Source organism: Acinetobacter sp. YH12076 (assembly GCF_013419525.1).
In the GTDB taxonomy this organism is placed as follows: Bacteria; Pseudomonadota; Gammaproteobacteria; order Pseudomonadales; family Moraxellaceae; genus Acinetobacter; species Acinetobacter amyesii.
Window position 1 is genome coordinate 201555 of record NZ_VOZY01000007.1, and the last position, 22410, is coordinate 223964.

General features: G+C 38.1%; 24 protein-coding genes and 1 riboswitch. Of the genes, 16 read left to right on the top strand and 8 right to left on the bottom strand.

Features of this window, described 5'->3' with window-relative positions; translation table 11 throughout:
* Complete coding sequence (gene lpxB / locus FTU22_RS09120) at window positions 1–1173, bottom strand: lipid-A-disaccharide synthase (RefSeq protein ID WP_180023584.1); 1173 nt, start codon at window positions 1171–1173, stop codon at window positions 1–3.
* Between the two features lie 747 nt (window positions 1174–1920).
* Between lpxB and FTU22_RS09125 the strand changes: the two genes are divergently transcribed.
* The 3 genes from FTU22_RS09125 (at window position 1921) to FTU22_RS09135 (ending at window position 4618) form a co-directional block, all read left to right on the top strand.
* Window positions 1921–2817, top strand: a complete 897-nt coding sequence (locus tag FTU22_RS09125; RefSeq protein ID WP_078193863.1) for a sulfite exporter TauE/SafE family protein — start codon at window positions 1921–1923, stop codon at window positions 2815–2817.
* 127 nt (window positions 2818–2944) lie between these two features.
* Window positions 2945–4036 (top strand): 3-deoxy-7-phosphoheptulonate synthase, encoded by a 1092-nt coding sequence (locus FTU22_RS09130; RefSeq protein ID WP_143221612.1) that lies wholly within the window; start codon window positions 2945–2947, stop codon window positions 4034–4036.
* Window positions 4037–4093: 57 nt separating this feature from the next.
* Window positions 4094–4618, top strand: a complete 525-nt coding sequence (locus tag FTU22_RS09135; protein ID WP_078191020.1) for a protein tyrosine phosphatase family protein — start codon at window positions 4094–4096, stop codon at window positions 4616–4618.
* On the opposite strand, the gene ispF is transcribed toward FTU22_RS09135, so the two are convergent.
* Window positions 4606–5094: a 2-C-methyl-D-erythritol 2,4-cyclodiphosphate synthase gene (ispF, locus tag FTU22_RS09140; protein WP_078193864.1), complete on the bottom strand. Its 489-nt coding sequence runs from the start codon at window positions 5092–5094 to the stop codon at window positions 4606–4608. The two genes, FTU22_RS09135 and ispF, sit on opposite strands and share 13 nt — an antisense overlap.
* Window positions 5095–5194: 100 nt before the next feature.
* Between ispF and FTU22_RS09145 the strand changes: the two genes are divergently transcribed.
* Window positions 5195–5845 carry a hypothetical protein gene (locus FTU22_RS09145; protein WP_180054900.1) on the top strand — a complete coding sequence of 217 codons (651 nt, stop codon included), beginning with the start codon at window positions 5195–5197 and terminating at the stop codon, window positions 5843–5845.
* Window positions 5846–5938: 93 nt separating this feature from the next.
* Here the strand turns inward: FTU22_RS09145 and FTU22_RS09150 are convergent, their stop codons facing one another.
* A complete protein-coding gene (locus FTU22_RS09150) occupies window positions 5939–7180 on the bottom strand; it encodes a D-amino acid dehydrogenase (RefSeq protein ID WP_180003788.1) in 1242 nt (413 codons plus the stop codon).
* A gap of 133 nt (window positions 7181–7313) precedes the next feature.
* A riboswitch (glycine riboswitch) is annotated at window positions 7314–7404 on the bottom strand.
* 231 nt (window positions 7405–7635) lie between these two features.
* On the opposite strand from FTU22_RS09150, the gene FTU22_RS09155 reads away from it, so the two are divergent.
* Window positions 7636–8409, top strand: coding sequence for a hypothetical protein (locus tag FTU22_RS09155; protein WP_180005657.1), 774 nt, complete (start codon window positions 7636–7638; stop codon window positions 8407–8409).
* A gap of 175 nt (window positions 8410–8584) precedes the next feature.
* Entirely contained in the window at window positions 8585–9112 is a 528-nt protein-coding gene (locus FTU22_RS09160) for a hypothetical protein (protein ID WP_180094096.1), read from the top strand.
* 104 nt (window positions 9113–9216) lie between these two features.
* Here FTU22_RS09160 and FTU22_RS09165 read toward each other — a convergent pair whose 3' ends face one another.
* The 4 genes from FTU22_RS09165 to prmB form a co-directional block, all read right to left on the bottom strand.
* Window positions 9217–9429 (bottom strand): hypothetical protein, encoded by a 213-nt coding sequence (locus FTU22_RS09165; RefSeq protein ID WP_180094097.1) that lies wholly within the window; start codon window positions 9427–9429, stop codon window positions 9217–9219.
* A 110-nt stretch (window positions 9430–9539) separates the two neighbouring features.
* Window positions 9540–9731: a hypothetical protein gene (locus tag FTU22_RS09170; protein ID WP_180023577.1), complete on the bottom strand. Its 192-nt coding sequence runs from the start codon at window positions 9729–9731 to the stop codon at window positions 9540–9542.
* Window positions 9732–10274: 543 nt separating this feature from the next.
* Entirely contained in the window at window positions 10275–11369 is a 1095-nt protein-coding gene (aroC, locus tag FTU22_RS09175; protein WP_180094098.1) for a chorismate synthase, read from the bottom strand.
* 13 nt (window positions 11370–11382) lie between these two features.
* Complete coding sequence (prmB, locus tag FTU22_RS09180) at window positions 11383–12393, bottom strand: 50S ribosomal protein L3 N(5)-glutamine methyltransferase (protein WP_078193871.1); 1011 nt, start codon at window positions 12391–12393, stop codon at window positions 11383–11385.
* Window positions 12394–12704: 311 nt separating this feature from the next.
* Here prmB and FTU22_RS09185 point away from each other — a divergent pair, with 311 nt between their 5' ends.
* The 10 genes from FTU22_RS09185 (at window position 12705) to FTU22_RS09230 (ending at window position 21636) form a co-directional block, all read left to right on the top strand.
* Complete coding sequence (locus FTU22_RS09185) at window positions 12705–13010, top strand: hypothetical protein (RefSeq protein WP_078191029.1); 306 nt, start codon at window positions 12705–12707, stop codon at window positions 13008–13010.
* A gap of 157 nt (window positions 13011–13167) precedes the next feature.
* Window positions 13168–14541 (top strand): AarF/ABC1/UbiB kinase family protein, encoded by a 1374-nt coding sequence (locus FTU22_RS09190; RefSeq protein WP_180094099.1) that lies wholly within the window; start codon window positions 13168–13170, stop codon window positions 14539–14541.
* Between the two features lie 241 nt (window positions 14542–14782).
* Window positions 14783–16069 (top strand): acyl-CoA dehydrogenase family protein, encoded by a 1287-nt coding sequence (locus FTU22_RS09195; protein WP_180094110.1) that lies wholly within the window; start codon window positions 14783–14785, stop codon window positions 16067–16069.
* 29 nt (window positions 16070–16098) lie between these two features.
* Window positions 16099–17298 (top strand): acyl-CoA dehydrogenase family protein, encoded by a 1200-nt coding sequence (locus FTU22_RS09200; RefSeq protein ID WP_180022786.1) that lies wholly within the window; start codon window positions 16099–16101, stop codon window positions 17296–17298.
* A gap of 88 nt (window positions 17299–17386) precedes the next feature.
* Window positions 17387–17872, top strand: a complete 486-nt coding sequence (locus tag FTU22_RS09205) for a GNAT family N-acetyltransferase (RefSeq protein WP_180009505.1) — start codon at window positions 17387–17389, stop codon at window positions 17870–17872.
* Between the two features lie 339 nt (window positions 17873–18211).
* Window positions 18212–18796, top strand: coding sequence for a lytic transglycosylase domain-containing protein (locus FTU22_RS09210; protein ID WP_180094100.1), 585 nt, complete (start codon window positions 18212–18214; stop codon window positions 18794–18796).
* A gap of 480 nt (window positions 18797–19276) precedes the next feature.
* Window positions 19277–19636: a hypothetical protein gene (locus FTU22_RS09215; RefSeq protein ID WP_078193877.1), complete on the top strand. Its 360-nt coding sequence runs from the start codon at window positions 19277–19279 to the stop codon at window positions 19634–19636.
* 52 nt (window positions 19637–19688) lie between these two features.
* Window positions 19689–20648 (top strand): hypothetical protein, encoded by a 960-nt coding sequence (locus FTU22_RS09220; RefSeq protein ID WP_180035695.1) that lies wholly within the window; start codon window positions 19689–19691, stop codon window positions 20646–20648.
* Window positions 20649–20657: 9 nt separating this feature from the next.
* The gene (locus FTU22_RS09225; protein WP_078193879.1) at window positions 20658–21194 is read left to right on the top strand and encodes an ATP/GTP-binding protein; all 537 of its coding nucleotides are present in this window, start codon (window positions 20658–20660) and stop codon (window positions 21192–21194) included.
* A 10-nt stretch (window positions 21195–21204) separates the two neighbouring features.
* Window positions 21205–21636: a roadblock/LC7 domain-containing protein gene (locus FTU22_RS09230; RefSeq protein ID WP_180035694.1), complete on the top strand. Its 432-nt coding sequence runs from the start codon at window positions 21205–21207 to the stop codon at window positions 21634–21636.
* Between the two features lie 11 nt (window positions 21637–21647).
* Here FTU22_RS09230 and FTU22_RS09235 read toward each other — a convergent pair whose 3' ends face one another.
* A complete protein-coding gene (locus FTU22_RS09235) occupies window positions 21648–22088 on the bottom strand; it encodes a hypothetical protein (RefSeq protein WP_180094101.1) in 441 nt (146 codons plus the stop codon).
* Between the last annotated feature and the right edge of the window lie 322 nt (window positions 22089–22410).

Here is a 22410-nt window from a genome sequence, read left to right on the forward strand (position 1 = left end):
TTAATCTAAAAGCTTTAAAATCGCTTCCACAGGGTTTTCACTGTTACCTGAAAGCAGTTGTTTATGCATGGTGATGTGCTGCATCACTTGAATTTGCGATTTTTCAACATCCATCAAGCTTTCAATTTCTGCTGCTAATTTTTCAGGCGTTGCATCATGTTGGATGAGTTCCTGAATCACCTTTTTGCCCGCAATAATATTTGGCAATGAATAATACGGAATTTTGATCAGCAATTTCACCACATGATAGGTCAGCCAATTTAACTTATAAAAGGTCACCATTGGGCGGTGTAAAAGCATCGCTTCTAAAGTCGCTGTACCCGAAGCCAAAGCGACAATATTCGATGCGTTCATCACCTGACGGCCAATTTTAGATTCGGTATCGGTGTTTTCCATCAAGCGAACTTTGGCTTGTAATGCTTCAGGGTACTGCTTGAGCAACAATTCAATTTGCTGTTTACGTGCATCATTAATTGCAGGAATCAGGAACACATAGTCTGGATGCTGCTCCGTCAAAATCTGTGCGGCAGACAGTACCAAAGGCCCCAAACGCTCAATTTCACCGCGACGGCTGCCCGGAAGTAATGCAATATGTTTTTGATGCTCATCTAAGCCTAACTCGTGTTTAGCCGCAAAGAGTGGATTATCTAAAGGCAACTGACTTGCCAATGGGTGTCCGACAAATGCAGCCGGAACTTGCCATTTTTGAAAAAATGCTTTTTCGAAAGGAAATAAACAAAGGACTAAATCGATACTCGCCTTGATGCCATGCACACGGCCTTGTCGCCATGCCCACACTGAAGGGCTGACATATTGCACTGTTTTAATTGGTAGCAGTTTTTGCTTCATGCTCTTAGATAAACGCAAATTAAAATCCGGTGCATCTATCCCTACAAAAACATCGACAGGGTTTTCAGTCCATTTTTCAACCAGACCATCACGTACAGCAAAGAGTTTTTTAATATCTTTTAAGACTTCAACGATCCCCATCACTGATAAAATATCCATCGGATAATAGCTGTTAAAGCCTTCTGCAATCATTTGCGGACCACCGATGCCTTCAAATTCCGCATCGATCCCTTGCTCTCGAAAACTACGGATAAGCTTGGCGCCTAATGTATCCCCGGATACTTCCCCAACCACGATGCCAATTTTAAGTTTCCGATTTTGCAAAAGTCTGTCCTTTTAACTCAATTTTCTTTAGCTATAGATTCTATACGAGTCCTTCGCAAAGTTAATAGATTTCCAAAAAAAAGCTGCACGTCTTTAAGTCACCATTTTAGAAATATTCATCACTGCTACTTAGCTACTAACTAAAAGTTTTTATACCAATGGTTCTGATTTTTACCGTATTTACTCTTAAACAATTTACGAAATAGTACTGCGGTTTTAAAACCCGTGCTTTCCGCAAGTTTATCAACTGAATAATCTGTCAATTCGAGCAATTCAGCCCCACATCGCAGTCTTTAATTATTTGACCAAGTGACAATAGGTAGTTCTGACGCATGTTTAAAATGTCTAGTTAGTGTCCTTCTACTCATATTCGAATAATGGCGAAACCTTATCTTTTTAAATTTTGCAGGAATGGACTTTAAGTTCACAGTCGCCTATATCGATAAATAACAAATTGAAGATTAGGAATATAAAATCTACGGTGCGTTTTAGACATTGGATATCTATTTTCAGATCGTCACTCCTTTATATTCTTAATACATGATTTCACTGCAGCATAATCTCTATTTTAACTATTAACTACTTGAGAAAACCGTAATCAATAACTTAGCTTAGTAAAAATTAATTTATTTCAAAATTAAAATCATTCTTTATCTATTTTTTTCACAAGCAAATCACTAATCGAGACAACGACTTATATCAATTAGTCATAAGATATGCACGTTTTTTGATATTTGGCATTCAGCGATGGTCGGTCCTTTAGAGTTCATTCTGGCAGGTGTAATTGTAGGTTTCTGCGTAGGTATTACCGGTGTTGGTGGTGGCTCTCTCATGACCCCAATATTAATTAGCCTATATAAAATTGAGCCTCACATTGCAATTGGTACGGACTTGCTTTATGCCGCAATTTCAAAATTTTGTGGTTCTTTAGTCCATGCCCGTAAAATGAATATCGTTTGGACCATTGTTATTTGGCTTGCAGTCGGCAGTATCCCTGCGTCTTTTGCGACCCATTGGGTACTGGAAAACTATCTCAGCCAATCGACACATTACAAAACCGTGTTAACCATGTTTTTAGGTTTTATGCTGACGATTACAGGGATCTCAATTATTTTCCGTGGTCATATCGAAAAATTCTTTAATAAATTTCGAAAAACTGATCAGTTGGATGATATGAGTGCGGATCTTGAACGTATCAATTTCCAAGCTAAAAATAAGCGTGCATATATCATCATCATGGGGATTATTTTAGGCGTATTCGTTACCCTATCGTCTGTTGGTGCAGGTGCCTTCGGTATTATGGCTTTGGTACTTATGTTCCCGAACTTACCGATGATTCGTATTATCGGCTCTGACGTCGTACATGCCGTGCTTCTTACACTGGTTGCAGGCTTGGGTCATATGAGCTCAGGTAATGTCGATTTTCATTTATTGGGTTGGTTATTGGTTGGTTCTATTCCTGCAATTGTGGTCGGAACTTTAATCAGCTCACGTTTACCTGAAAAAGTCATTCGTAAAGTCTTAGGCATTACCTTGTTTGTTTTAGGCATGAATTTCATCATTAATCCAGTAAAATCAAAACCTGTCGAAAAACCAACAACTGCAATGTTGATCGCACCGACGGTGAATAGTCAGCAGGTTTAAATTAACTGCCCGATTCATCACTTTTTTTTCAGAGACTTATTGATCTTTTTTATAACATTTGAATGCTATATTCATGTTATATTCGGCTCACGAAACAACCTTTTGTATAATCAAACCAGTGACGGCAATGAATACTTTACAGTCAAATTCTATTACCCAAAACGACATTGATGACGTGAATGTAAAAAGCATTCAGCCTCTTGTTACTCCTGCAGAACTAAAAAAAGAGCTACCTCTGACTGAAACTGCCTATCAAACAGTCCTTAAGGGCCGTGAAACTGTACGTAATATTTTAGATGGAAATGACAAACGTCTTTTTGTTGTCATTGGTCCATGTTCAATTCACGACACAGTCGCTGCACATGATTATGCTGACCGTTTAAAAGTTTTAAGTGACAAAATCCAAGATACGATTTATGTCGTGATGCGTGTGTATTTTGAAAAACCACGTACCACGGTGGGTTGGAAAGGTCTGATTAATGACCCAGACATGAACGATTCTTTCAACATCGAAAAAGGCTTACGTATTGGTCGTAAACTTTTACTTGAATTGAATGAAAAAGGTTTGCCTTGTGCAACTGAAGCACTCGATCCAAACTCACCACAGTACTACCAAGATCTTATCTCTTGGTCAGCGATTGGTGCTCGTACCACTGAAAGCCAAACACATCGTGAAATGTCTTCTGGCCTTTCTTCACCTGTGGGCTTTAAAAATGGTACAGATGGCGGTTTAACCGTTGCGACCAATGCCATGCAATCTGTTAAACATGGTCATAGCTTCTTGGGCTTAAGCGACCAAGGTCAAGTTTCTGTTATTCGTACCAGTGGTAACCCTTATGCACACGTTGTACTCCGTGGCGGTAACGGTAAACCAAACTACGACGCAGGTTCTGTTGCAGATGCAGAGGCGGCATTAGCCAAAGCAAAAGTTAGTGGCAAAATCATGATTGATACCAGTCATGCAAACTCAAACAAAGACCCGTACCTACAACCCCTTGTTCTGAAAAATATTACTGAACAAATCCTTGACGGAAACAAGTCAATCGTGGGTATTATGGTAGAAAGTCACTTAAAAGGTGGTCGTCAGGATATTCCTGCCAACCTCTGTGACCTCGAATATGGTAAATCAGTGACTGATGGCTGTATCGATTGGGATACGACTGAAAAAGTCTTGTTAGAGATGCATGAAGCACTTAAAGACGTGTTACCGACACGCTAAGTGAATGAAAAACGCCATCTTCGAGATGGCGTTTTACTTTGAAGGATTATTTGTCAGATGAATGAAATCGAAAATGCGTTAAGTCACATTGAAAACTTCCAATATATACATGAACACTTATTAACGTCAGGACAACCATCTCCTTCTGAGCTTCAAACGATTAAAGAATATGGTGTTTCAACAGTTATCAATTTAGCATTGACTGATGCATCCAATCATATCGAGCATGAAGACCGCATTTGCCTAGATCTAGGCCTGAACTATATCCAAGTTCCAATCTCTTGGGATACCCCTTCAGATGATCAATGCCTTTTAGTACTCGATATGATTGACCATTTGGTTCAAGGGCAAACGGTTTGGCTACACTGTGCGAAAAACTTCCGTGTCAGCAGTTTGATGTATTTATACCGTCAATACTATATGGATGTTGATATGCCAAAGGCTCAAGATTTGATGCATCAAATTTGGGAACCCAATGAAACTTGGACAGGTTTAATCCATGCGGTTGCCTTACAACTTCAAGGCCGTAAAGCAACTCAAGATTTACAACATGCGCTGATCCATCCAGATCATTTTGCGTGAGAAATCAGTACTGTTGCAGTAGAAAGAATACCTTCTTGACGACCAGTAAACCCTAATTTTTCGGTGGTGGTCGCTTTGATGCTAATTTGTGTAACTTCAACATCCATAACATTTGCGATACTTTGACGCATTTCTAAATTATGTTTTGCTAGTTTAGGGCGCTCACAAGCCACGGTAATATCAGCATTATTAAGTACATATCCACGATCTAAAATCATTTGGTAGACGTGTTTTAAAAGTACTCGACTATCGGCACCTTTAAATTTTGGATCTGTATCTGGAAAATGCTGACCAATATCTCCAAGTGCCAAAGCACCTAATAATGCATCACAAAGCGCATGCAGTACCACATCACCATCTGAATGTGCTTTGAGTCCATGTGTATGTGGAATTTGAACACCAGCAAGCGTTACAAAGTCACCTTCTTCAAATGCATGCACATCCATGCCCTGACCGATACGAATTTGAGCTATCATGCTTGAGTTCCTTGAGAAAATAATGATTGAAATCTTGTATTCACGCTTTCTATTTCGCTATAGTGTGGGCAAGCGCAACATAGTGAAAGTATAAGCGATCATGCTGTTGAAAACTGAAATAAATATCATCAAAAAATTCGGACTTGTTCTGCTAATAGGTTCTGGCCTAGCGACGTTTACGCATGCAGAAAAGATTGACTGTGATCATGCCAATACTCAGGCAAAAAAAAATTACTGTTCTGACGGTTTTGAAGAACAGCGTGAAAAGTTAGATGGGCTTTTTTTAACAGCGCAGTTGATTACCGATGCCCCTGTACGCTTACTGATAGATACGCAAAAATTATGGTACAGCCGAGTTCAGCAATGCAAAAACTTGGAGTGTTTTAAACAACAGTTTGAACTTCGCCATGAAGATTTGAATATTTATACCTCGATGAACCAAAGTTTAACACAGCATTATCTTAAATTTGAAAATGGTCATTTTGCGACATCACCTGTACATTTAAAGGTACATCAGCTAGGCAAAGACAGCATCAAAATCGAAGGTATTGCCTATCGTAATCCGAACAATCGAGTTGAAACACAAACCATTCCATTTTTAGCTTACACAACACCCGAACAAAAAAATCAAATCACAGATAATGAACACGACTGCAAATATCAGTTCAATTACAGTAAAGCCTTACTCTCAGTAAAAACTGAACAAAAAGGCTGTGAACGTTTTGCAGGGATTTATCGCTTATATGATTAAGATCAATTTCAAATGACTTAGAAACATACAAAAAAGCCTCAACATTGAGGCTTTTTTGATATCTACAATTTTTTGATGTCTACAATATGTCAGTTAAATCGGATGTGTTTGCTGCACTTGCTGGCTAATCATCGCAGCTGTTGCCGCAGATAAGGTCCATCCAAGGTGACCATGCCCAGTATTATAGAAAATATGATCTCGCTTACCTGCATGCACTACTGGCATCATATTGGGCATCATTGGTCGTAAACCCGCCCACGGCACCACATGTTCTGTTGATAGATTAAAATTACGATTCGACCAATCAATTAAAGGCTGAATGCGATCGGCACGAATATCTCGGTTATAGCCATTAAACTCTGCCGTACCTGCAACACGGAGTCGATTTGCACCTAAGCGTGAAGTCACAATTTTGGCACTTTCATCCAACAGACTTACCCAAGGCGCATTGGCCTGACTTTGTTCATCATTTAAATTAATGGTGATTGAATATCCTTTGACTGGATACACATTTACGCGATCACCGAGTTTATGTGCAAGTTCATAACTACCTACGCCACCACAGACCACTACAGCATCTGCCTCAAGTATGCTATCTGCATCAGGATTTTCCATATTTTCATCACTGGCTTTTAATCGAACATTGACACCTTTTGTATGATGCTCAAAGTCAGTCACCTCAAAACCCCACATATATTTCACATCAAAGCGTTCCGTTGCTTTGGCAAGCTGCGTTGTAAATTTATGGATATCTCCAGTGGCATCACCCGGACAATAAAAGCCTCCATAGTATTCACCTGTCAGACTAGGCTCAATGTCACGGATTTCAGCTAATGTCACAGGATGACGCTCTAAACCACCTTCACAGAGCATATTATTAACTTGAGTCGCCACCTCATAATCATGTTGATTATGAAAGAAATGTAAAATGCCGCGTTTTTCTAAATCAAACTGCAAGTTTTCATGCTCAGCAATTTCAAATAAACGCTGACGTGCCATCAATGCAAGACGGACGGTCTCGTGAGTATTTTCACGGTAATCTTTAATATGCCCCATAAACTCAAAGAGCCATGAATATTTGTGTAGATTAAAACTTGGATTTAATAATAATGGCGCGGTTTTTTGTGACATCCATTTGATGCCTTTCACTACCGTTGCTTTTTGGTTCCAGACTTCAGCATTACACGCTGATAATTGTCCACCATTGGCAAACGACGTTTCCATCGCAGGATAAAGATGTTTATCGACCACAGTGACACGATAACCGAGTAATCCGAGTTCGTAAGCTGTCGTTACCCCAGTAATACCTGCACCAATCACAACAATATGACACATATAGGCTCCTTGGAAATTATATTTCCTATGTTCGCCCCATCTGTCATTGTTACCTGAGAGCTTTGGTTCCTTGCGAAGCAATGTGAACCTTCCCCTTCGGTGAGTAGGTCTAGCCTACTTCTCTCCAGATTTTTATATGATTACAGTCCTTTTGCCTGAGAGTTTCCTGGGGGAACTTGCTCCTTCGGCGAGCACGATCTGTGCTTCTCTCCTGCAATCATCCATTCGTTTTTTTATTCGGCATTCATCTTGGTATTGCCTTAGTTAGATATGAGCAATATTTGTACCAAATCTCAAGTCCTATTTGGGTCAATATTGTTAAATAATATTTTTATATCGATTTAAGTTATTAGGTTATAAATTTAAAATCAATTTTTTTATACCTAAATACTTCATCTTTAAAATAAAGGTTTAAAATACTGAATGAAATTTATATCTAGAAAGATTGAAGTTTTATGTCGGATTCTACCCTTTTCTCTTGCTTTGCATCTGTGATCAAAACACATTCTATTGAAGAATTAACTCAAAGTGATTTACTCCGTCTTAAAACTCTGGGAACTATTCAAAGCTTTTATGCACCATTCGAGGCCATAAATCATGATGCAAAAGTGGTCATCGTCGGCATCTGCCCAGGCCAACAACAATGGCGTAATGCATTAATTGCAGCGAAGGACGGCGTAGAGCAGCAATTATCTGAGGAAAACATACTTAAACTTGCCAAGAATAGTGGTGCTTTTAGTGGTCCTATTCGTAAAAATTTAACTCAACTGCTAGATCATATTGGATTACAGAATCAATTAGGCATACAGACCACTGCAGAGCTATTTAGCAATCATCAAGATATGGTGCAAATGTGTTCGGTTTTACAGCAATGTATTTTGGTCAATGGAAAAAATTATGCAGGCTCAACGCCCGCAATGTTGAAAAATGAATTATTAAAACAACATATTGATGATTATTTTATTCCTATGATTCAACAGCTTCCGAACGCAATTTATATACCGCTAGGCAAAGGTGTAGATGAGGTTTTAAATTATGTAAGCAGCTTAGGCTATTTAAAAGATCAGCAGATTTTAGCAGGACTTCCCCATCCATCGGGTGCGAATGCTGAACGGATCAAATATTTTTTAGGCGAAAAACCACGTGACCAATTGTCTCGACAAACCAATCCCGAGCAGATTGATAGCGCAAAATCACAGATCTTACTTAAGTTATCTAAATTTCAATGAAATAAGATTTACATCACTTAATAATATTTTTTATTTGAATATCGACCACTTATATCAAAGCAGTGCTCAAACAAAACTAGAAAAGTGTGATGTATTTTACTTTTTTGTTTTTTCTGTGTGAATATGCGCCAAAATAAATATTGCTTATAAAAATAACGCTAACATGGAAAAACACATGAAAAATTATTTAGTTCTAGGATTTACACTCCTACTACTCACAGGTTGTATTACCGTACCTAAAAATAAACCTGAAACAAGAACCTTGAAGCTAAAAGGTGTGAATACCGTTGAAAACAGCAAAGTGATCCAACGAACCATTACTCGGGGTCAGTTACTATGTGAAGCTAGGCAAAAATGTCCTGAACTTGCAATTGATTGGCAAAAAAACAAAGGTGAGTATGCACTTTCACTGCATTCTTATGATCAACAGCAGCTTGATATGAGTGAAATATCTTTTGTGATTGACGGCAAAGTTTTGTCTTATCCTGCAATTGTTCAAACAAATTATCGTCGCTTAGATAATTCAAATGTGATTGATTCTTCTAATACCGTGATGATCCCAGATGCTGTGCTTAAACAATTTCGGGACGCAAAAAATATTGCTGTGATAATGAATACCAACCAAGGTGAAATCGCACACTATATGTTAAAAAACCAAAAATCTTCAGATGCCTATCGACTATTTTTACGTGCTTATTCTTAAGCTCAAATAGTCTAAAATAAAAATACCAAAAGTTAGTGTATGTTTTCTTTTGGGATTTTTTATTCATCTCGCTTTATAAATTGATCAAATACATCACATGATCTTTATTTTATTCGTTTAATTAATTGTTTAATTGTCAGTTCATATATCGGTTGACCCACCTCTAGATGAAGAGGATAGGCTTGATTTTCATCTGTTATGTTATAGCCACGTCGTTGATAATATTTTATTAATTCTAAACGCCGATCAATCACATACATCACAAATTCTTCAACATTGGGTTCCATCAACATCACTTGTTGTTCTGCAAATTGCAATAATTTTTTCCAAAGCCCTAAGGTTGCTCATTTGGATGAATTGCAAAATGACCAATTTCACAGCTCATACCCTGCATTTGAATACCAATACACCCCATGATCTGAGTATTTTACGATTCCATCACATATAGATGAAAATCCTTTTTTTGTAAGAGTTGACTGAGTTGAGAGACATTTATTCGATTTCCTCGAACAATATGATGTTCCGTGGTCCAGCTCTTGGGATGATTCTCTCGATAGGCTGTATTCATTAAGCTTTCGAGCTGCTGAATATCATCAAGTAAAGCATGTCTTATATTCATATTTTTTATCTATTTATTTTCATAGGCCTATTTTACTGAAATAAAAAAACCAGACAATTGTCTGGTTTTTTTTAAGCAATGTGCTCATCAGTGTGACTTGCTAACGCTATTCACCAACAGCATCGGAACAAAAAGCAGTGCTTTGTTATTTATCCTCTGTGACTCGCTAACGTTACTCACCAAATCGCGTTCGGAACAAAGCAGCGCTTTGTTATTTATCCACTGTGACTTGCTAAAGCTATTCACTAACCGCGTTCGAAACAAAGCAACGCTTTGTTATTTATCCACTGTGACTTGCTAACGCTATTCACTAACCGCGTTCGGAACAAAGCAACGCTTTGTTATTTATCCACTGTGACTTGCTAACGCTACTCACCAACCGCGTTCGGAACAAAGCGGCGCTTTGTTATTTATCCTCTGTGACTCGCTAACGCTACTCACCAAACCGCGTTCGGAACAAAGCAGCGCTTTGTTATTTATCCTCTGTGACTCGCTAACGCTACTCACCAAACCGCGTTCGGAACAAAGCAGCGCTTTGTTTCCTCACTTGGGTTCAATTGGGGCAAATGGTGCAACTACATCCGCATTTTGTGCACGGTTGCGCATGAAGTGATCCATGAGCACAATTGCTAACATCGCCTCTGCAATTGGTGTTGCACGAACACCAACACAAGGATCATGGCGACCTTTGGTCAACACATCTGTATCTTCACGATTAATCGTAATGGTTTTACCCGGCGTAGTAATGGAAGCTGTTGGTTTCAAGGCGATCGCAACACGAATGTCTTGACCACTCGAAATACCACCCAAAATGCCGCCTGCATGGTTTGCCAAGAAACCATCCGTAGTTAACTCATCACGGGTTTCATGACCAAACTGCTCAGCAACACCAAAGCCATCACCAATTTCCACACCTTTTACGGCATTGATGGACATCATAGCATGTGCAATATCTGCATCTAAACGATCAAATACAGGCTCGCCCCAACCAACTGGTACTTGCGTCGCAATAATTTCCAGTTTGGCGCCACAGCTCGTTCCTTGTTCACGAAGTGACGTTACGAGAGCTTCAAAACGTGGGACGGCATCAGCATCACCACAGAAAAATGGGTTATTTGGAACTTCATTCCAGTCCAATTTCTCTGCTTTTTCGGTACCAATTTCGGTTACATGACCACGAATTTCTATGCCGAATTTCTCAAACAAGAATTTTTTAGCAATCGCACCCGCAGCAACACGCATCGCAGTTTCACGAGCACTCGAACGACCACCACCACGATAATCACGGAAACCATACTTATGTGTATACGTATAGTCTGCATGACCCGGACGGAAGGTTTGCGCAATGTTGCCATAATCTTTTGATTTTTGATCTGTGTTACGGATCAATAGACCAATTGATGTACCGGTCGTTTTGCCTTCAAATACGCCTGAAATAATTTCAACTTCATCGGGTTCTTTACGCTGAGTTGCAAACTTAGATGTGCCCGGCTTACGACGATCCAGATCCTTTTGCAAATCGGCTTCAGTCAGTTTAATACCCGGTGGAACCCCATCCACAATGGCCATCAGACCAACGCCATGAGATTCACCACAAGTCGTTACACGGAAGAGTTGCCCTATACTATTACCTGCCATGTCAAACGACTCCTTATGCTTGAACAGATTGAATGAATAAATCTCGGTATTCGCGGCATTGAGCAGCAGTCAATGCAAAGATACCTGTACCGCCTTTTTGGAACTGTAACCAGTAAAAATCAACGGTATTGAAGTTTTGACGCATTGCCCATTCTGAGTTACCCACTTCGATCACAATTAAGCCATCTTCAGTCAGGTAATCTGCAGCTTGTGCCAACATTTTACGTACAAGATCCAAACCATCTTGACCCGCAGCAAGCGCCATTTCAGGTTCATGGTGGAATTCTTCTGGTAAATCTGCCATGTCTTCAGCATCCACATACGGTGGATTCGACACGATTAAATCATATTGATTTTCTGCTGGAATTTTGGCGAATAAATCAGACTCAAGTAAAGCCACTTGATATTGTTTATTGTGGTGTTCACAGTTAATTTGCGCCACTTCAAGTGCATCTTTAGATAAATCTGTTGCATCAACTTCAGCATCTGGGAATGCATAAGCTAAAGCAATCGCGATACAACCTGAACCCGTACACATATCTAAAATGCGCTGAGGAGTTTTTGGATTGGCATTTTCAGGTAGATTATTAACCGCAGCACCCATTTCGCCATTTTCACCTAAGCAATATGGCGCAAAACGGTTTTCAATTAACTCTGCAATTGGAGAACGTGGAATCAGTACACGTTCATCGACATAAAATGGCTTACCAAAGAAATATGACAAGTTTAGTAAATAAGACGTCGGAACTTTTTCATTAATACGACGTTCTAACAATGCTAAAAATTCTGCAACTTCACTTGGCAATAATTTCGCATCTAAGATTTCCGCATCTGCATTCCAATCTAGAGATAACGTTTGTAAAACCAATGCTGAACTTTCAGCAAAATAGTCTTCTGTACCTTGTCCTAAGTGGGCATCATATTGACGTAAAGCTGTTACCCCAAAGCGGATATAATCACGAATTGTAGATAGGTTTTCAGCTGCTTCCTGTAAATGTTCAGGGCTAATAGTCGGTCGATCCACTTAAGGCGTCTCCAGTTCATAATTTTTTAAACGCCCTATGATACCTTGTTTTGATGCTATTTATAATAAAAATACGGCATTATTCACCGCTTGAAAGCATTTCATAACCTGCATATATAGGTCAGATACATTCGCTGAAATGAAATGTGTACTTTAGGCTTTTCTTCAGCATGCTATAAAACCTAATAGATAAAAATTACGAATAAAAACCAATTCAAGCTCAATTGTTTAGCAATTTATACTTGATCCTAAGCTTTAATTTCTTAAAATCATCCCCATACAAACAGTTAAATTTTAAATGCGGAGCTCCAATGAGCTATAAGCACAATAACCTCATGGCTATGCGTCAAAGCTATTGGGAAGACACTCAGTCTTTAAATGTGCAAACTGAAAAGGCATTTTTTCAGCAACTACTGATCGAACATCAAGTTTTCCCTGATGCGAGTCTAGAAAACGCACGTACCCTATTTTTTAGCTTACCGAGCATTATTATTGTCAAAGGTTATGCTGCCGGATTTAAAGACGAATCTGTCCAACATCTTATTCATCAACATATTGAAGAACATAAAGCCGCATTGATGCAAAACGATACGGTAAAAATCAAATATCGTTTATAGTTTTCTTTCCAATGTACCTGTCTACGCGGCATCTTGCTTAAGTTTGCAAATGCTTACTGCATATTCAGTAAGTTGAACTATTTTAATACGTTAAGAAACGTTAAAATTAGCTACAATGTATTTTTCTGCGAATTGCTGATTAAAGGATTTAATTTACATGTCAGATCAGAACGATAAGCTCAAACACTTGAAAACGTCTTCTATGGATCGACGCTTATCTATCGCAAAGGCATCGCTACTTGCGGGAACTCGTTGGGCAGCATCAAACGCTACTTCTATTTTTTCGAGTGAAGAAGAAAAAGAGAAAAAGCGTAAAAAAGCCATGAAAGATCAGGCTGAATATCTCGTCGCAGAAATTGGTAAATTAAAAGGTTCGATTGTAAAAATTGGGCAAATGATGGCGTTGTATGGTGAACATTTTCTGCCTGAAGAAATCACCCAAGCCCTCAACACGCTGAACAATCAAACAGTTGCATTGGCATGGCCAGCCATCAAAGTCCAATTACAAAATCAACTAGGCTCAAAGCTTGATGATCTCGTGATTGATCATGAGCCACTTGGCACAGCATCTCTGGCACAGGTTCACCGTGCAAAACGCAAATCTGATGGTTTAGAACTGGTTTTAAAAATCCAGTATCCGGGTGTGGCAGATGCAATCGATTCAGATATGAATCTATTCAAAAACATGCTCAAACTGACACGAATGGTTCCTCAAACCCGTGAATTTGATCAGTGGTTTGATGAAGTTCGTGAAATGATGCATCGTGAAGTAAATTATAAAATCGAAGCAGATACCACTCGCCGTTTTGCAGCACGCTTAAAAGAAGACCCACGCTATATCGTGCCGCAAATCATTGAAGGTTATTCAACACCTCAAGTGCTGTGTATGACCTTTGAACGTGGTGTGCCGATTAACAGCCCAGTGATGCTGTCACTTCCTCAAGAGCGCCGTAATGCCTTAGGTGAAGCATCACTTGAGATTGCCGTACGTGAAATTTTTGAATGGGGTGAAATGCAAACCGACCCTAACTTCGGAAACTATTTGGTCCGTTTGGGCAATGGTGCGGATGTGCCCGATAAAATCGTACTCCTCGACTTCGGTGCGATCCGTCAGTTCGATGAGCATCTGTTAAGCGTTGCGCGTAATTTGATTACCGCGGGTTATCACCATAGCTCTGAGCAAATGGTCAAAGCGATGACAGGTTATGAGTTCTTTGATGGTATTCCACAAAGTATTAAACCCGATATGGCCAAAGTCTTTCTGTTAGCAACAGAGGCATTTAGTAGCACTGAAAATAACCCGGACATCCCTGCTGGTGTTATGGACGAACAACAACGCTATGACTGGAAAAAAAGCCAATTACATAGCCGTGTAATGCAACAAGCTTCAAAATCGATGGCATCTCGCTACTTCTCAGTTCCACCTAAAGAGTTTATGTTTATTAGCCGTAAATTTATCGGTGCATATACCTTTATGACCGTCATTGAAGCGAAAACCAATGTTCGTCGTATGATTCAAAAATATCAATAAACATTCAATTCACATCTTAAGACTTGGCTGACTCAAATGTCAGCCAAGTCAATTTTAAAATAACAATACTTTTAAGCCTTTTTACTTTTCTATTCTTAATTAATCATTTAGCTATCGAATCCCACCTAATCTCGCCGTTTATCTTTGACAATCATGCATGTCATTTATGACATGGTTTTTCTATCTTTGGCATGTCAGCATTAAATAAGAACAACGCAAATGGAAAACAACAATGACCAATATGGTAAACAAGGCACAAGGATTTGGACTCTCACTTTTAACAAAAATTGCCGGAAGTGATGTACTCGATCAGTTTAAACTGCGCAAATTTGTTGAAAAATCTTTGTATCAGAGCTCAAAAGCTGGTTTTAAAACCCTGAGCCAGACGCAAAAAGCATTTCAGACCAACAAAGATGTGCATAAGCAACGTTTGCCAAATCAACAAAAATCATTATTTGATTTAAACCTGACTGAAGAACAGCAAATGACTGCTGATGCGATGCAGCAGTTTGCCACAGAAGTCTTGTATCCCCTTGCTCATCAAGCCGATCAAGAGGAAAGATTTCCTGAAGCGTTATGGCAACATATCCAAGATCTAGGTCTAAATTATTATGCCTTACCTGAAGATTTGGGTGGCGTCGCGGCAGAAAAAAATATCATTAGCAATATCTTAATTGCTGAACAATTGGCTGAAGGTGACTTTAGTTTAACAGCAGGTTTACTGTCGACGTTTAGCTGTATCAACGCCATTACCCAATGGGGTTCCGAATCTGTTCAAGCAACCTACTTAGCGGCATTTGCAGATGATTCAGCCCTACGTGCAAGCTTTGCGGTACAAGAGGCCACGGCGGCATTTAATCCCTATCAACTTAAAACTCACGCGATTGCTGATGGCCAGCAGTATAAAATCAGTGGGGAGAAAACCTTAGTCCTTCTAGGCGAACAGGCAGATGTGCTGTTAGTGAGTGCCATGCTCAATGGACAGCCTGAAGTTTTTATTGTGCAACGCGACCAGAGCATTAGCGCTAAAAAAACACCAGCTATGGGTTTAAAAGCCACTGAAACGGTAACTTTAAAATTTACTCACACCCCTGCCCAACGCTTAGGTGATCAAGATTTCAATTACACCTCATTTATCGATCTTGGCAACTTAATGTGGTGTGCCATGGCTGTTGGCACCGCAACTGCAGTCAAAAAATATTGCATTCAATATGCAAACGAACGTACAGCTTTTGGAGAGCCAATTTCGCACCGTCAAAGTGTGGCATTTATGATTGCAGATATGGCAATCGAAATTGATGCCATGCATATGCTCATCCTAAACGCAGCAAGTCTAGCCGAAGCCGGCAAGCCATTTCATCGTGAAGCCTATTTAGCCCGCGTGCTATGTGCTGAAAAGTCAATGAAAATTGGGACCGATGGCGTGCAAATATTAGGTGGTCACGGCTTTACCAAAGAACATCCCGTAGAACGTTGGTATCGAGACTTACGTGCCACAGCGATTCTTCAATCTGGCTTACATGCATAATTCAGCAAAATAAAAACAAGGAAATGTCCATGAACTTACAAAATCCGAAAAAATTTAAATTGCTGATCGACCAAGCCCATGAAGTCGCTTTAAATGTTCTACGCCCTATTTCACGTAAATATGACAAAGCCGAACACGCCTATCCAAAAGAATTAGACATGTTATCTTCCCTCGTTGACGGTATGAATGATGGCGGTGATGGCATGAATGCAGGTGCCGCCGTCAATAAACGTGGCGACACAGACACTGGTAATAAAAACGGTGTCAATATGTCAACAGCCCTCAGTATCATCGAAATGTGCTATGGAGATACAGGCCTGTTACTCAGTATGCCTCGCCAAGGGCTTGGAAACTCGGCTATTGCAGCAGTAGCCAATGATGAGCAACTAGAACGCTTAAAAGGAACTTGGGCCGCTATGGCCATTACAGAACCAAATTGCGGCTCTGATTCTGCAGCTATTCGGACAACAGCGACGAAAGATGGTGATGAATACATCCTCAATGGTGAAAAAATCTTTGTCACCTCAGGCGAACGTGCTGATTCAGTAGTTGTTTGGGCAACGCTAGATAAAAAATTAGGCCGTGCAGCGATTAAATCCTTTGTTGTTGAAAAAGGTACGCCGGGCATGACTGTAGAACGCCTAGAACATAAATTGGGTATTAAAGCCTCTGATACTGCTGCCATTAGTTTTGTAGATTGTCGTGTCCCTGCTGCAAACTTATTAGGCAATGCTGAAATTGATGTAGCAAAGGGTTTTGCTGGGGTTATGGAAACTTTTGATAATACTCGCCCACTCGTTGCCGCGATGGCTATTGGCTGTGCCAAGGCATCTTTAGAGCGAATTAAAGAAATCTTTAAAGATGAATTAGATGAGCAGTATTCAACACCGATCTTACAAAGCTCGAATATTGCTGCACAAATATATCGAATGGAAGCAGACTGGGAAGCAGCACGTCTCCTCATGCTCAAAGCCGCATGGATGGCCGACAACAAAAAACCAAACTCACGTGAAGCATCCATCGCTAAAGCAAAAGCAGGCCGTGTAGGTAATGAAATCACGTTAAAGTGTGTAGAACTCGCAGCGGCTGTCGGCTATAGCGAAGATGAATTATTAGAAAAATGGGCACGTGATTCAAAAATCCTCGATATATTTGAAGGCACACAGCAAATTCAACAATTAATCGTTGCACGTCGTGAACTGGGTAAAAGTTCAAGCGAATTAAAGTAATTTTTTGCTTGAGTAATTTTAAACTTAGAGATGGATTTTTTTATAGGATCAGTCTATAAACAATCCATCTTTTTGTTTTTCGATGATTATGTTTCAGATCCGACCACTTCAACTTGAAGACAATGTAAGCATTGCCAATGTCATTCGCACAGTTTCCAAAGAATTTGGATTAGCGCCAGAGTCAGGATTTGCTGTTGCAGATCCAATTTTAGATGATTTATATCACGTCTATACGCAAGCAAATGCACAATATTGGGTTATTGAAAATCAACACGGTACAATTTTAGGTGGTGGGGGCCTTTCTCCTTTAGTTGGAGACTCAAGCATTTTAGAAATCCAAAAAATGTATTTTATGCCTGAATTACGTGGTCATGGCTTAGCCAAAGATATTTTAGAACTTTGTTTTCAATTCGCCAAAGATCATAATTTTAAAGCGTGTTATTTAGAAACTACACATACACTTGGGCAAGCGGTGAAACTCTATGAAAAAGTAGGATTTCAACACTTACAAGCTCCCAAGGGCAATACAGGTCATAGCCAAGCATGCGAAATTTGGATGCTTAAAACGCTTTAAATAAAATTAGATTCTACAAATTTCACTGGAAAGATTTACAGCTTTATCAAATACAGTTATTTGATGAATGGATATTCTAGTTTTTTATAACTAAAGTTCTCGGGATTTGAATGTTCCCATAATCTTAATAAGTACCATGTTAAGAGAGAAATACTGATTCAATTAACACGATCTTTTTCTCTCTTCACTTAAAAAATCATGTAATTTGAGTACATTTCCATCAATTCTTACAATTTCACTGTACAGAGCATCTTAAGAAAATATTGACCTCTAAGTCTCCAGTTCATAATATCGCTTTAGAAATTACACTTAGCCATGATTATTTTAAAGTGAATATAAATGCAGAATGTACTGAATAAAACTCGCCTTTCAACTCGTCTTTCGTCGCTCCTAAGCGCTCACAGCTTAAAGTTTTCAACTGTTATTATATCTGTAACCCTGATTTCTGGATGTTCATCACTAGGTGGTGGCTCTGTAGAAAAACGTGCAGTTAAACTTTCATCAGGGATCCAAAAGGCCTATTCAGTCAATCCTGAAACTGCAAACCGAGTGTCGCCCTACATTGTACAAACTGCCGATCAATACAACTTAGATCCTTTACTACTGGCTGCCGTTATTCGCCAAGAATCAACTTTCCGCCCTTATGTCAGTTCTCCTGCAGGTGCAGTCGGTTTAACTCAGGTGATGCCACGTTATTGGCAAGCAACATGCCCTGGGGATTTATATGACGAATTAACCAATATTAATTGTGGGTCATTTATTTTAACTAAATATAAAAATGCCGCTGGCAGCATGCCAAAAGCTTTAGCCTACTATAATGTCGGACCTACTGCTTATAACACCAATCGAAAAATGAAAAAACAAGGCAAACGTTATGCAAAACAAGTTAAAGAACATCAAAATAATTTAAAAAGTGCATTATAAGAAGTAAAGTTCAATCCTATTACCCCATGATTGAACTTTTAACATATATCACAAATACTTGAATTTAATAGACTTAAATCACAAATATAGATTCTAGAATAATATTATATGATGTATTTTAATGAGCAATAAACAAACAAACAGCACATATTTTTAATATTTATTTCATCTTATATAATCGTTTTTGTATATTAAATTAATGAAATAATACATTAAATCTATTAATAAAAAAACTCTTATAAAACAACAACCTTAATTGAATTTCATATACAACAATTCTATAAAAAGTTTAAATATTCTACACAATACTATAACTTTTAGCCGCCAAGAATCTTTTAAACATCATTTTTACTTTATTTATTATTAACAATAATCAACCAGCTGATTTTTTTAGCATTGTTTATTCATTATTTTTAGCTAATATCATATAGGTCAGTAAAACTATATTACTGATTAACATATAATTTATTGGGGTTAATAATGGCCAAATTATCTTTAAACGCTTTAACAGACATTGACGGTTTTATTGCTGCAGCTTTGGTTGACAGCGAAAGTGGCCTTGCTATGGCGACACAAGGCAATAACGACATCGATTTAGAATTAGCTGCTGCTGGTAATACTGAAGTTGTCCGCTCAAAGCGTAAAGTTGCCAAAGCGTTGAATTTAAATGACTCTATTGAAGACATTCTAATTACTCTGGGTAAACAATATCACTTAATCCGCCCACTCGACTCAAATGAAGCATTATTTCTTTACCTCGTATTAGACCGTAGTAAATCAAACCTTGCTATGGCTCGCCATGAACTTAAACATTTCGAAAAAGAATTAGATTTTTCTTAATTTAAAGTTGGGTTATTTCACAAGAAATAACCCAGTTTTTCTGGACCATTTCGTGAATAGCACATTATATATTTCTATCTTTGGCTTAAATCTAAATGTTATCAATGACATTAAATCTATTATTTCAAATAAGCTATCTGAAACTTTTACTATTCATTGGACAAACATTGCAGATTCGAAACTCCAAGTCCTATTAATCAATGATGACTTTATCGACCTGCCGAATATAAATAAAATAAGGCACGAAGCTTTAATCATACTTAAACTTAAAAAAAATGAATTGAAAGCAAATCAAATCGAACACGATACCCTGTTTTTACCCCTAACAAATACCAATCAATTTGAGCATTGGTTAGAGCATTCAGTTGCGTTAAGGTTCCGAGACATTAATCCTGTAAATGTGTCCAATCCTATTGTTGTTCAAGACACAAAACCTAAATTAAATGCACTCCAGATCTCACAGGCTTTTAAAGATTTAAATAAACATCAACGTCAACTATTGCTTTTAGATCAAAAACCAATCGCACTCATTGATAACTTAAGCAATGAGTTTTGGATAGAACAAAATATACAAATCACACAAAATTCTGAAATCACACTCATTTCAGCAGATACAAATACAGTTGTCACTTTTAAATATGGGTTGGAATCAATAAATTTACAGCATGGATTATGGCAATTTGTTTGGGATTACGTAGATGATACTCCCCCCAATTACACAAGCCACTATAAACTTTTGCATTGGCCACAGCCTATACATTGTGCTGAGCGACAATCACTATTGAAAATATCCGCTTTTTTTATGGAAGGTAGTTCTACTCAATATATTGCTGAACAAATACATTTAAGCCAAAACTTTATTAATCGTTATTTATTTGCATGCCACATAGCTCAAATCATAGAAGAGATACCAGCCATGGCGAGTGTATATCATAGCCAAAAAACAGCTCAAGAATCTTCAAATCCACTACAGAGTTTTTTCCGTAGTCTTCGAAAAAAATTAGGAATCTAAAATTTCATTATGATTTTACAGCAATACAAGATCGTATTTGCCGGAACGATGGGTGCCGGAAAAACCACTGCTATTCAAAGTATTTCTGATATTCCTGTACTGAGTACAGAAGCGCTTAATACTGATCAAAATGCGCATCAAAAAATGTTGACTACTGTTGGAATCGATTACGGTGAACTTACTCTCGCCGATGGTACTAAACTTGGTTTATATGGTACACCGGGCCAAGAAAGATTTAACTTTATATGGAATACCATTTGTAACGGCGCGATTGGTACAATTATTTTGATTGATCATACACATGACCATCCAATTCAGCAGCTGAATGATTATTTAAATTATTTTTCTGAAAATAATGAAAACATCATCATCGCGATTACACATTTAGATAGTACTCAGTATAAATCCACCAAACTTTATAAAGAATGGCAAGATTCACAACAGATACATCACCCCATTTTTTATATCGATGCTAGAAATAAAAAAGACATTCTTTTTATTCTAGAAGCACTTATTGCAAAAGCCGAAGTTCAACTTTCAATCTGATGAAGATATTATGAATACAGCAATTCGTACAACACGTTCAGCACCACTACAGCTTATTGAACAAGCACATAAACTCATGAAGGAGTTAATTTCTGATGTGTCCGGTGTTGAATATATGATGTTATGTTCAACTGATGGTTTTGAATTAAAATCTATAGAAAAGAAAAATATTGAAAATTCTGGAAAACTTGCAGCTGTAAGCAGTTCAATCTTAGCAATGGTTCAAGCTTTTACTAATGAAATTAATTTAGTCGGTTGTCAAACCATTACATTAGATGCAGAAAATGGTAAAGCATTACTCACAGCGATCTCTCACCCTCAGCACCCTATGATATTAGTTGTCTTGACATCAAAAAATGTATTATTAGGGCAATTATTATATTCTTTAAAAAGAGTGAGTAATGAACTAAGCGAATATCAACTGTCAAATACATTCACCTAGTCCAATTCAATTTATTTCATCGATTCACGCATTTTATCTTCATCAAAATATTGTGCAAATGATGCAATACGTTTTTCAACAACTGGATTTTTCATCAGGTTCTCAGCTGCACGATTCCCCAATAGTTCAAATGCTTTACCCAAAGCATTTGTTCCTTCATTTTCTGTAACAGCTTTGATTTCAGCATTACAACGTTTAGTAAATAAATCTTGAAATAAATTTGCCATATTTTTATCAATCTTTTGCATCTCAGCGGACGTTACTTTACTATATTTAGAAATTTCTGGATGTGCTGAAAATGCCAAATAAATCCAAGCCGTTAAATTCTGACTCTCTTCTGCTGAAATTTTATTTACCAAACATTCACTTAGTTTATCCTGATACACACCGGCTGTAGTATTGAAAGAAACAAATGCAAATAAAACTATAGTTAATAATTTTTTTAAAAACATCTTAAATACCCTATATATTATTAATGAAACAAACGATTTTATTATATTGATTTATTACACATTTTCATTAGCAAAAGATTTTAAAATGATATAGATGGATTGAGCATTTTAGTTTTATTTTCTTTAAATATCTCTCGTTTTCCTATTTTTTGAATTTGCTTCTCTTATTATTTTTCTATTTTGATAACTTTCCCTTTTTCTCCGCACATAAAAAAACACCCCCTGCACTAGTCAGGGGGTGTTTCGAATAATGAGCTGGCGATGACTTACTCTCACATGGGTAACCCCACACTACCATCAGCGCTAAGAGGTTTCACTTCTG

What these genes read in the sequence shown, in the direction of transcription:
- FTU22_RS09125 (WP_078193863.1), top strand. Translation starts at nt 1,921, where the DNA reads ATGGTCGGTCCTTTAGAGTTCATTCTGGCAGGTGTAATTGTAGGTTTC.
- FTU22_RS09130 (WP_143221612.1), top strand. Translation starts at nt 2,945, where the DNA reads ATGAATACTTTACAGTCAAATTCTATTACCCAAAACGACATTGATGAC.
- FTU22_RS09135 (WP_078191020.1), top strand. Translation starts at nt 4,094, where the DNA reads ATGAATGAAATCGAAAATGCGTTAAGTCACATTGAAAACTTCCAATAT.
- ispF (WP_078193864.1), bottom strand. Translation starts at nt 5,094, where the DNA reads ATGATAGCTCAAATTCGTATCGGTCAGGGCATGGATGTGCATGCATTT.
- FTU22_RS09145 (WP_180054900.1), top strand. Translation starts at nt 5,195, where the DNA reads ATGCTGTTGAAAACTGAAATAAATATCATCAAAAAATTCGGACTTGTT.
- FTU22_RS09150 (WP_180003788.1), bottom strand. Translation starts at nt 7,180, where the DNA reads ATGTGTCATATTGTTGTGATTGGTGCAGGTATTACTGGGGTAACGACA.
- FTU22_RS09155 (WP_180005657.1), top strand. Translation starts at nt 7,636, where the DNA reads ATGTCGGATTCTACCCTTTTCTCTTGCTTTGCATCTGTGATCAAAACA.
- FTU22_RS09160 (WP_180094096.1), top strand. Translation starts at nt 8,585, where the DNA reads ATGAAAAATTATTTAGTTCTAGGATTTACACTCCTACTACTCACAGGT.
- FTU22_RS09170 (WP_180023577.1), bottom strand. Translation starts at nt 9,731, where the DNA reads ATGAATATAAGACATGCTTTACTTGATGATATTCAGCAGCTCGAAAGC.
- aroC (WP_180094098.1), bottom strand. Translation starts at nt 11,369, where the DNA reads ATGGCAGGTAATAGTATAGGGCAACTCTTCCGTGTAACGACTTGTGGT.
- FTU22_RS09185 (WP_078191029.1), top strand. Translation starts at nt 12,705, where the DNA reads ATGAGCTATAAGCACAATAACCTCATGGCTATGCGTCAAAGCTATTGG.
- FTU22_RS09190 (WP_180094099.1), top strand. Translation starts at nt 13,168, where the DNA reads ATGTCAGATCAGAACGATAAGCTCAAACACTTGAAAACGTCTTCTATG.
- FTU22_RS09195 (WP_180094110.1), top strand. Translation starts at nt 14,783, where the DNA reads ATGGTAAACAAGGCACAAGGATTTGGACTCTCACTTTTAACAAAAATT.
- FTU22_RS09200 (WP_180022786.1), top strand. Translation starts at nt 16,099, where the DNA reads ATGAACTTACAAAATCCGAAAAAATTTAAATTGCTGATCGACCAAGCC.
- FTU22_RS09205 (WP_180009505.1), top strand. Translation starts at nt 17,387, where the DNA reads ATGTTTCAGATCCGACCACTTCAACTTGAAGACAATGTAAGCATTGCC.
- FTU22_RS09210 (WP_180094100.1), top strand. Translation starts at nt 18,212, where the DNA reads ATGCAGAATGTACTGAATAAAACTCGCCTTTCAACTCGTCTTTCGTCG.
- FTU22_RS09215 (WP_078193877.1), top strand. Translation starts at nt 19,277, where the DNA reads ATGGCCAAATTATCTTTAAACGCTTTAACAGACATTGACGGTTTTATT.
- FTU22_RS09225 (WP_078193879.1), top strand. Translation starts at nt 20,658, where the DNA reads ATGATTTTACAGCAATACAAGATCGTATTTGCCGGAACGATGGGTGCC.
- FTU22_RS09230 (WP_180035694.1), top strand. Translation starts at nt 21,205, where the DNA reads ATGAATACAGCAATTCGTACAACACGTTCAGCACCACTACAGCTTATT.
- FTU22_RS09235 (WP_180094101.1), bottom strand. Translation starts at nt 22,088, where the DNA reads ATGTTTTTAAAAAAATTATTAACTATAGTTTTATTTGCATTTGTTTCT.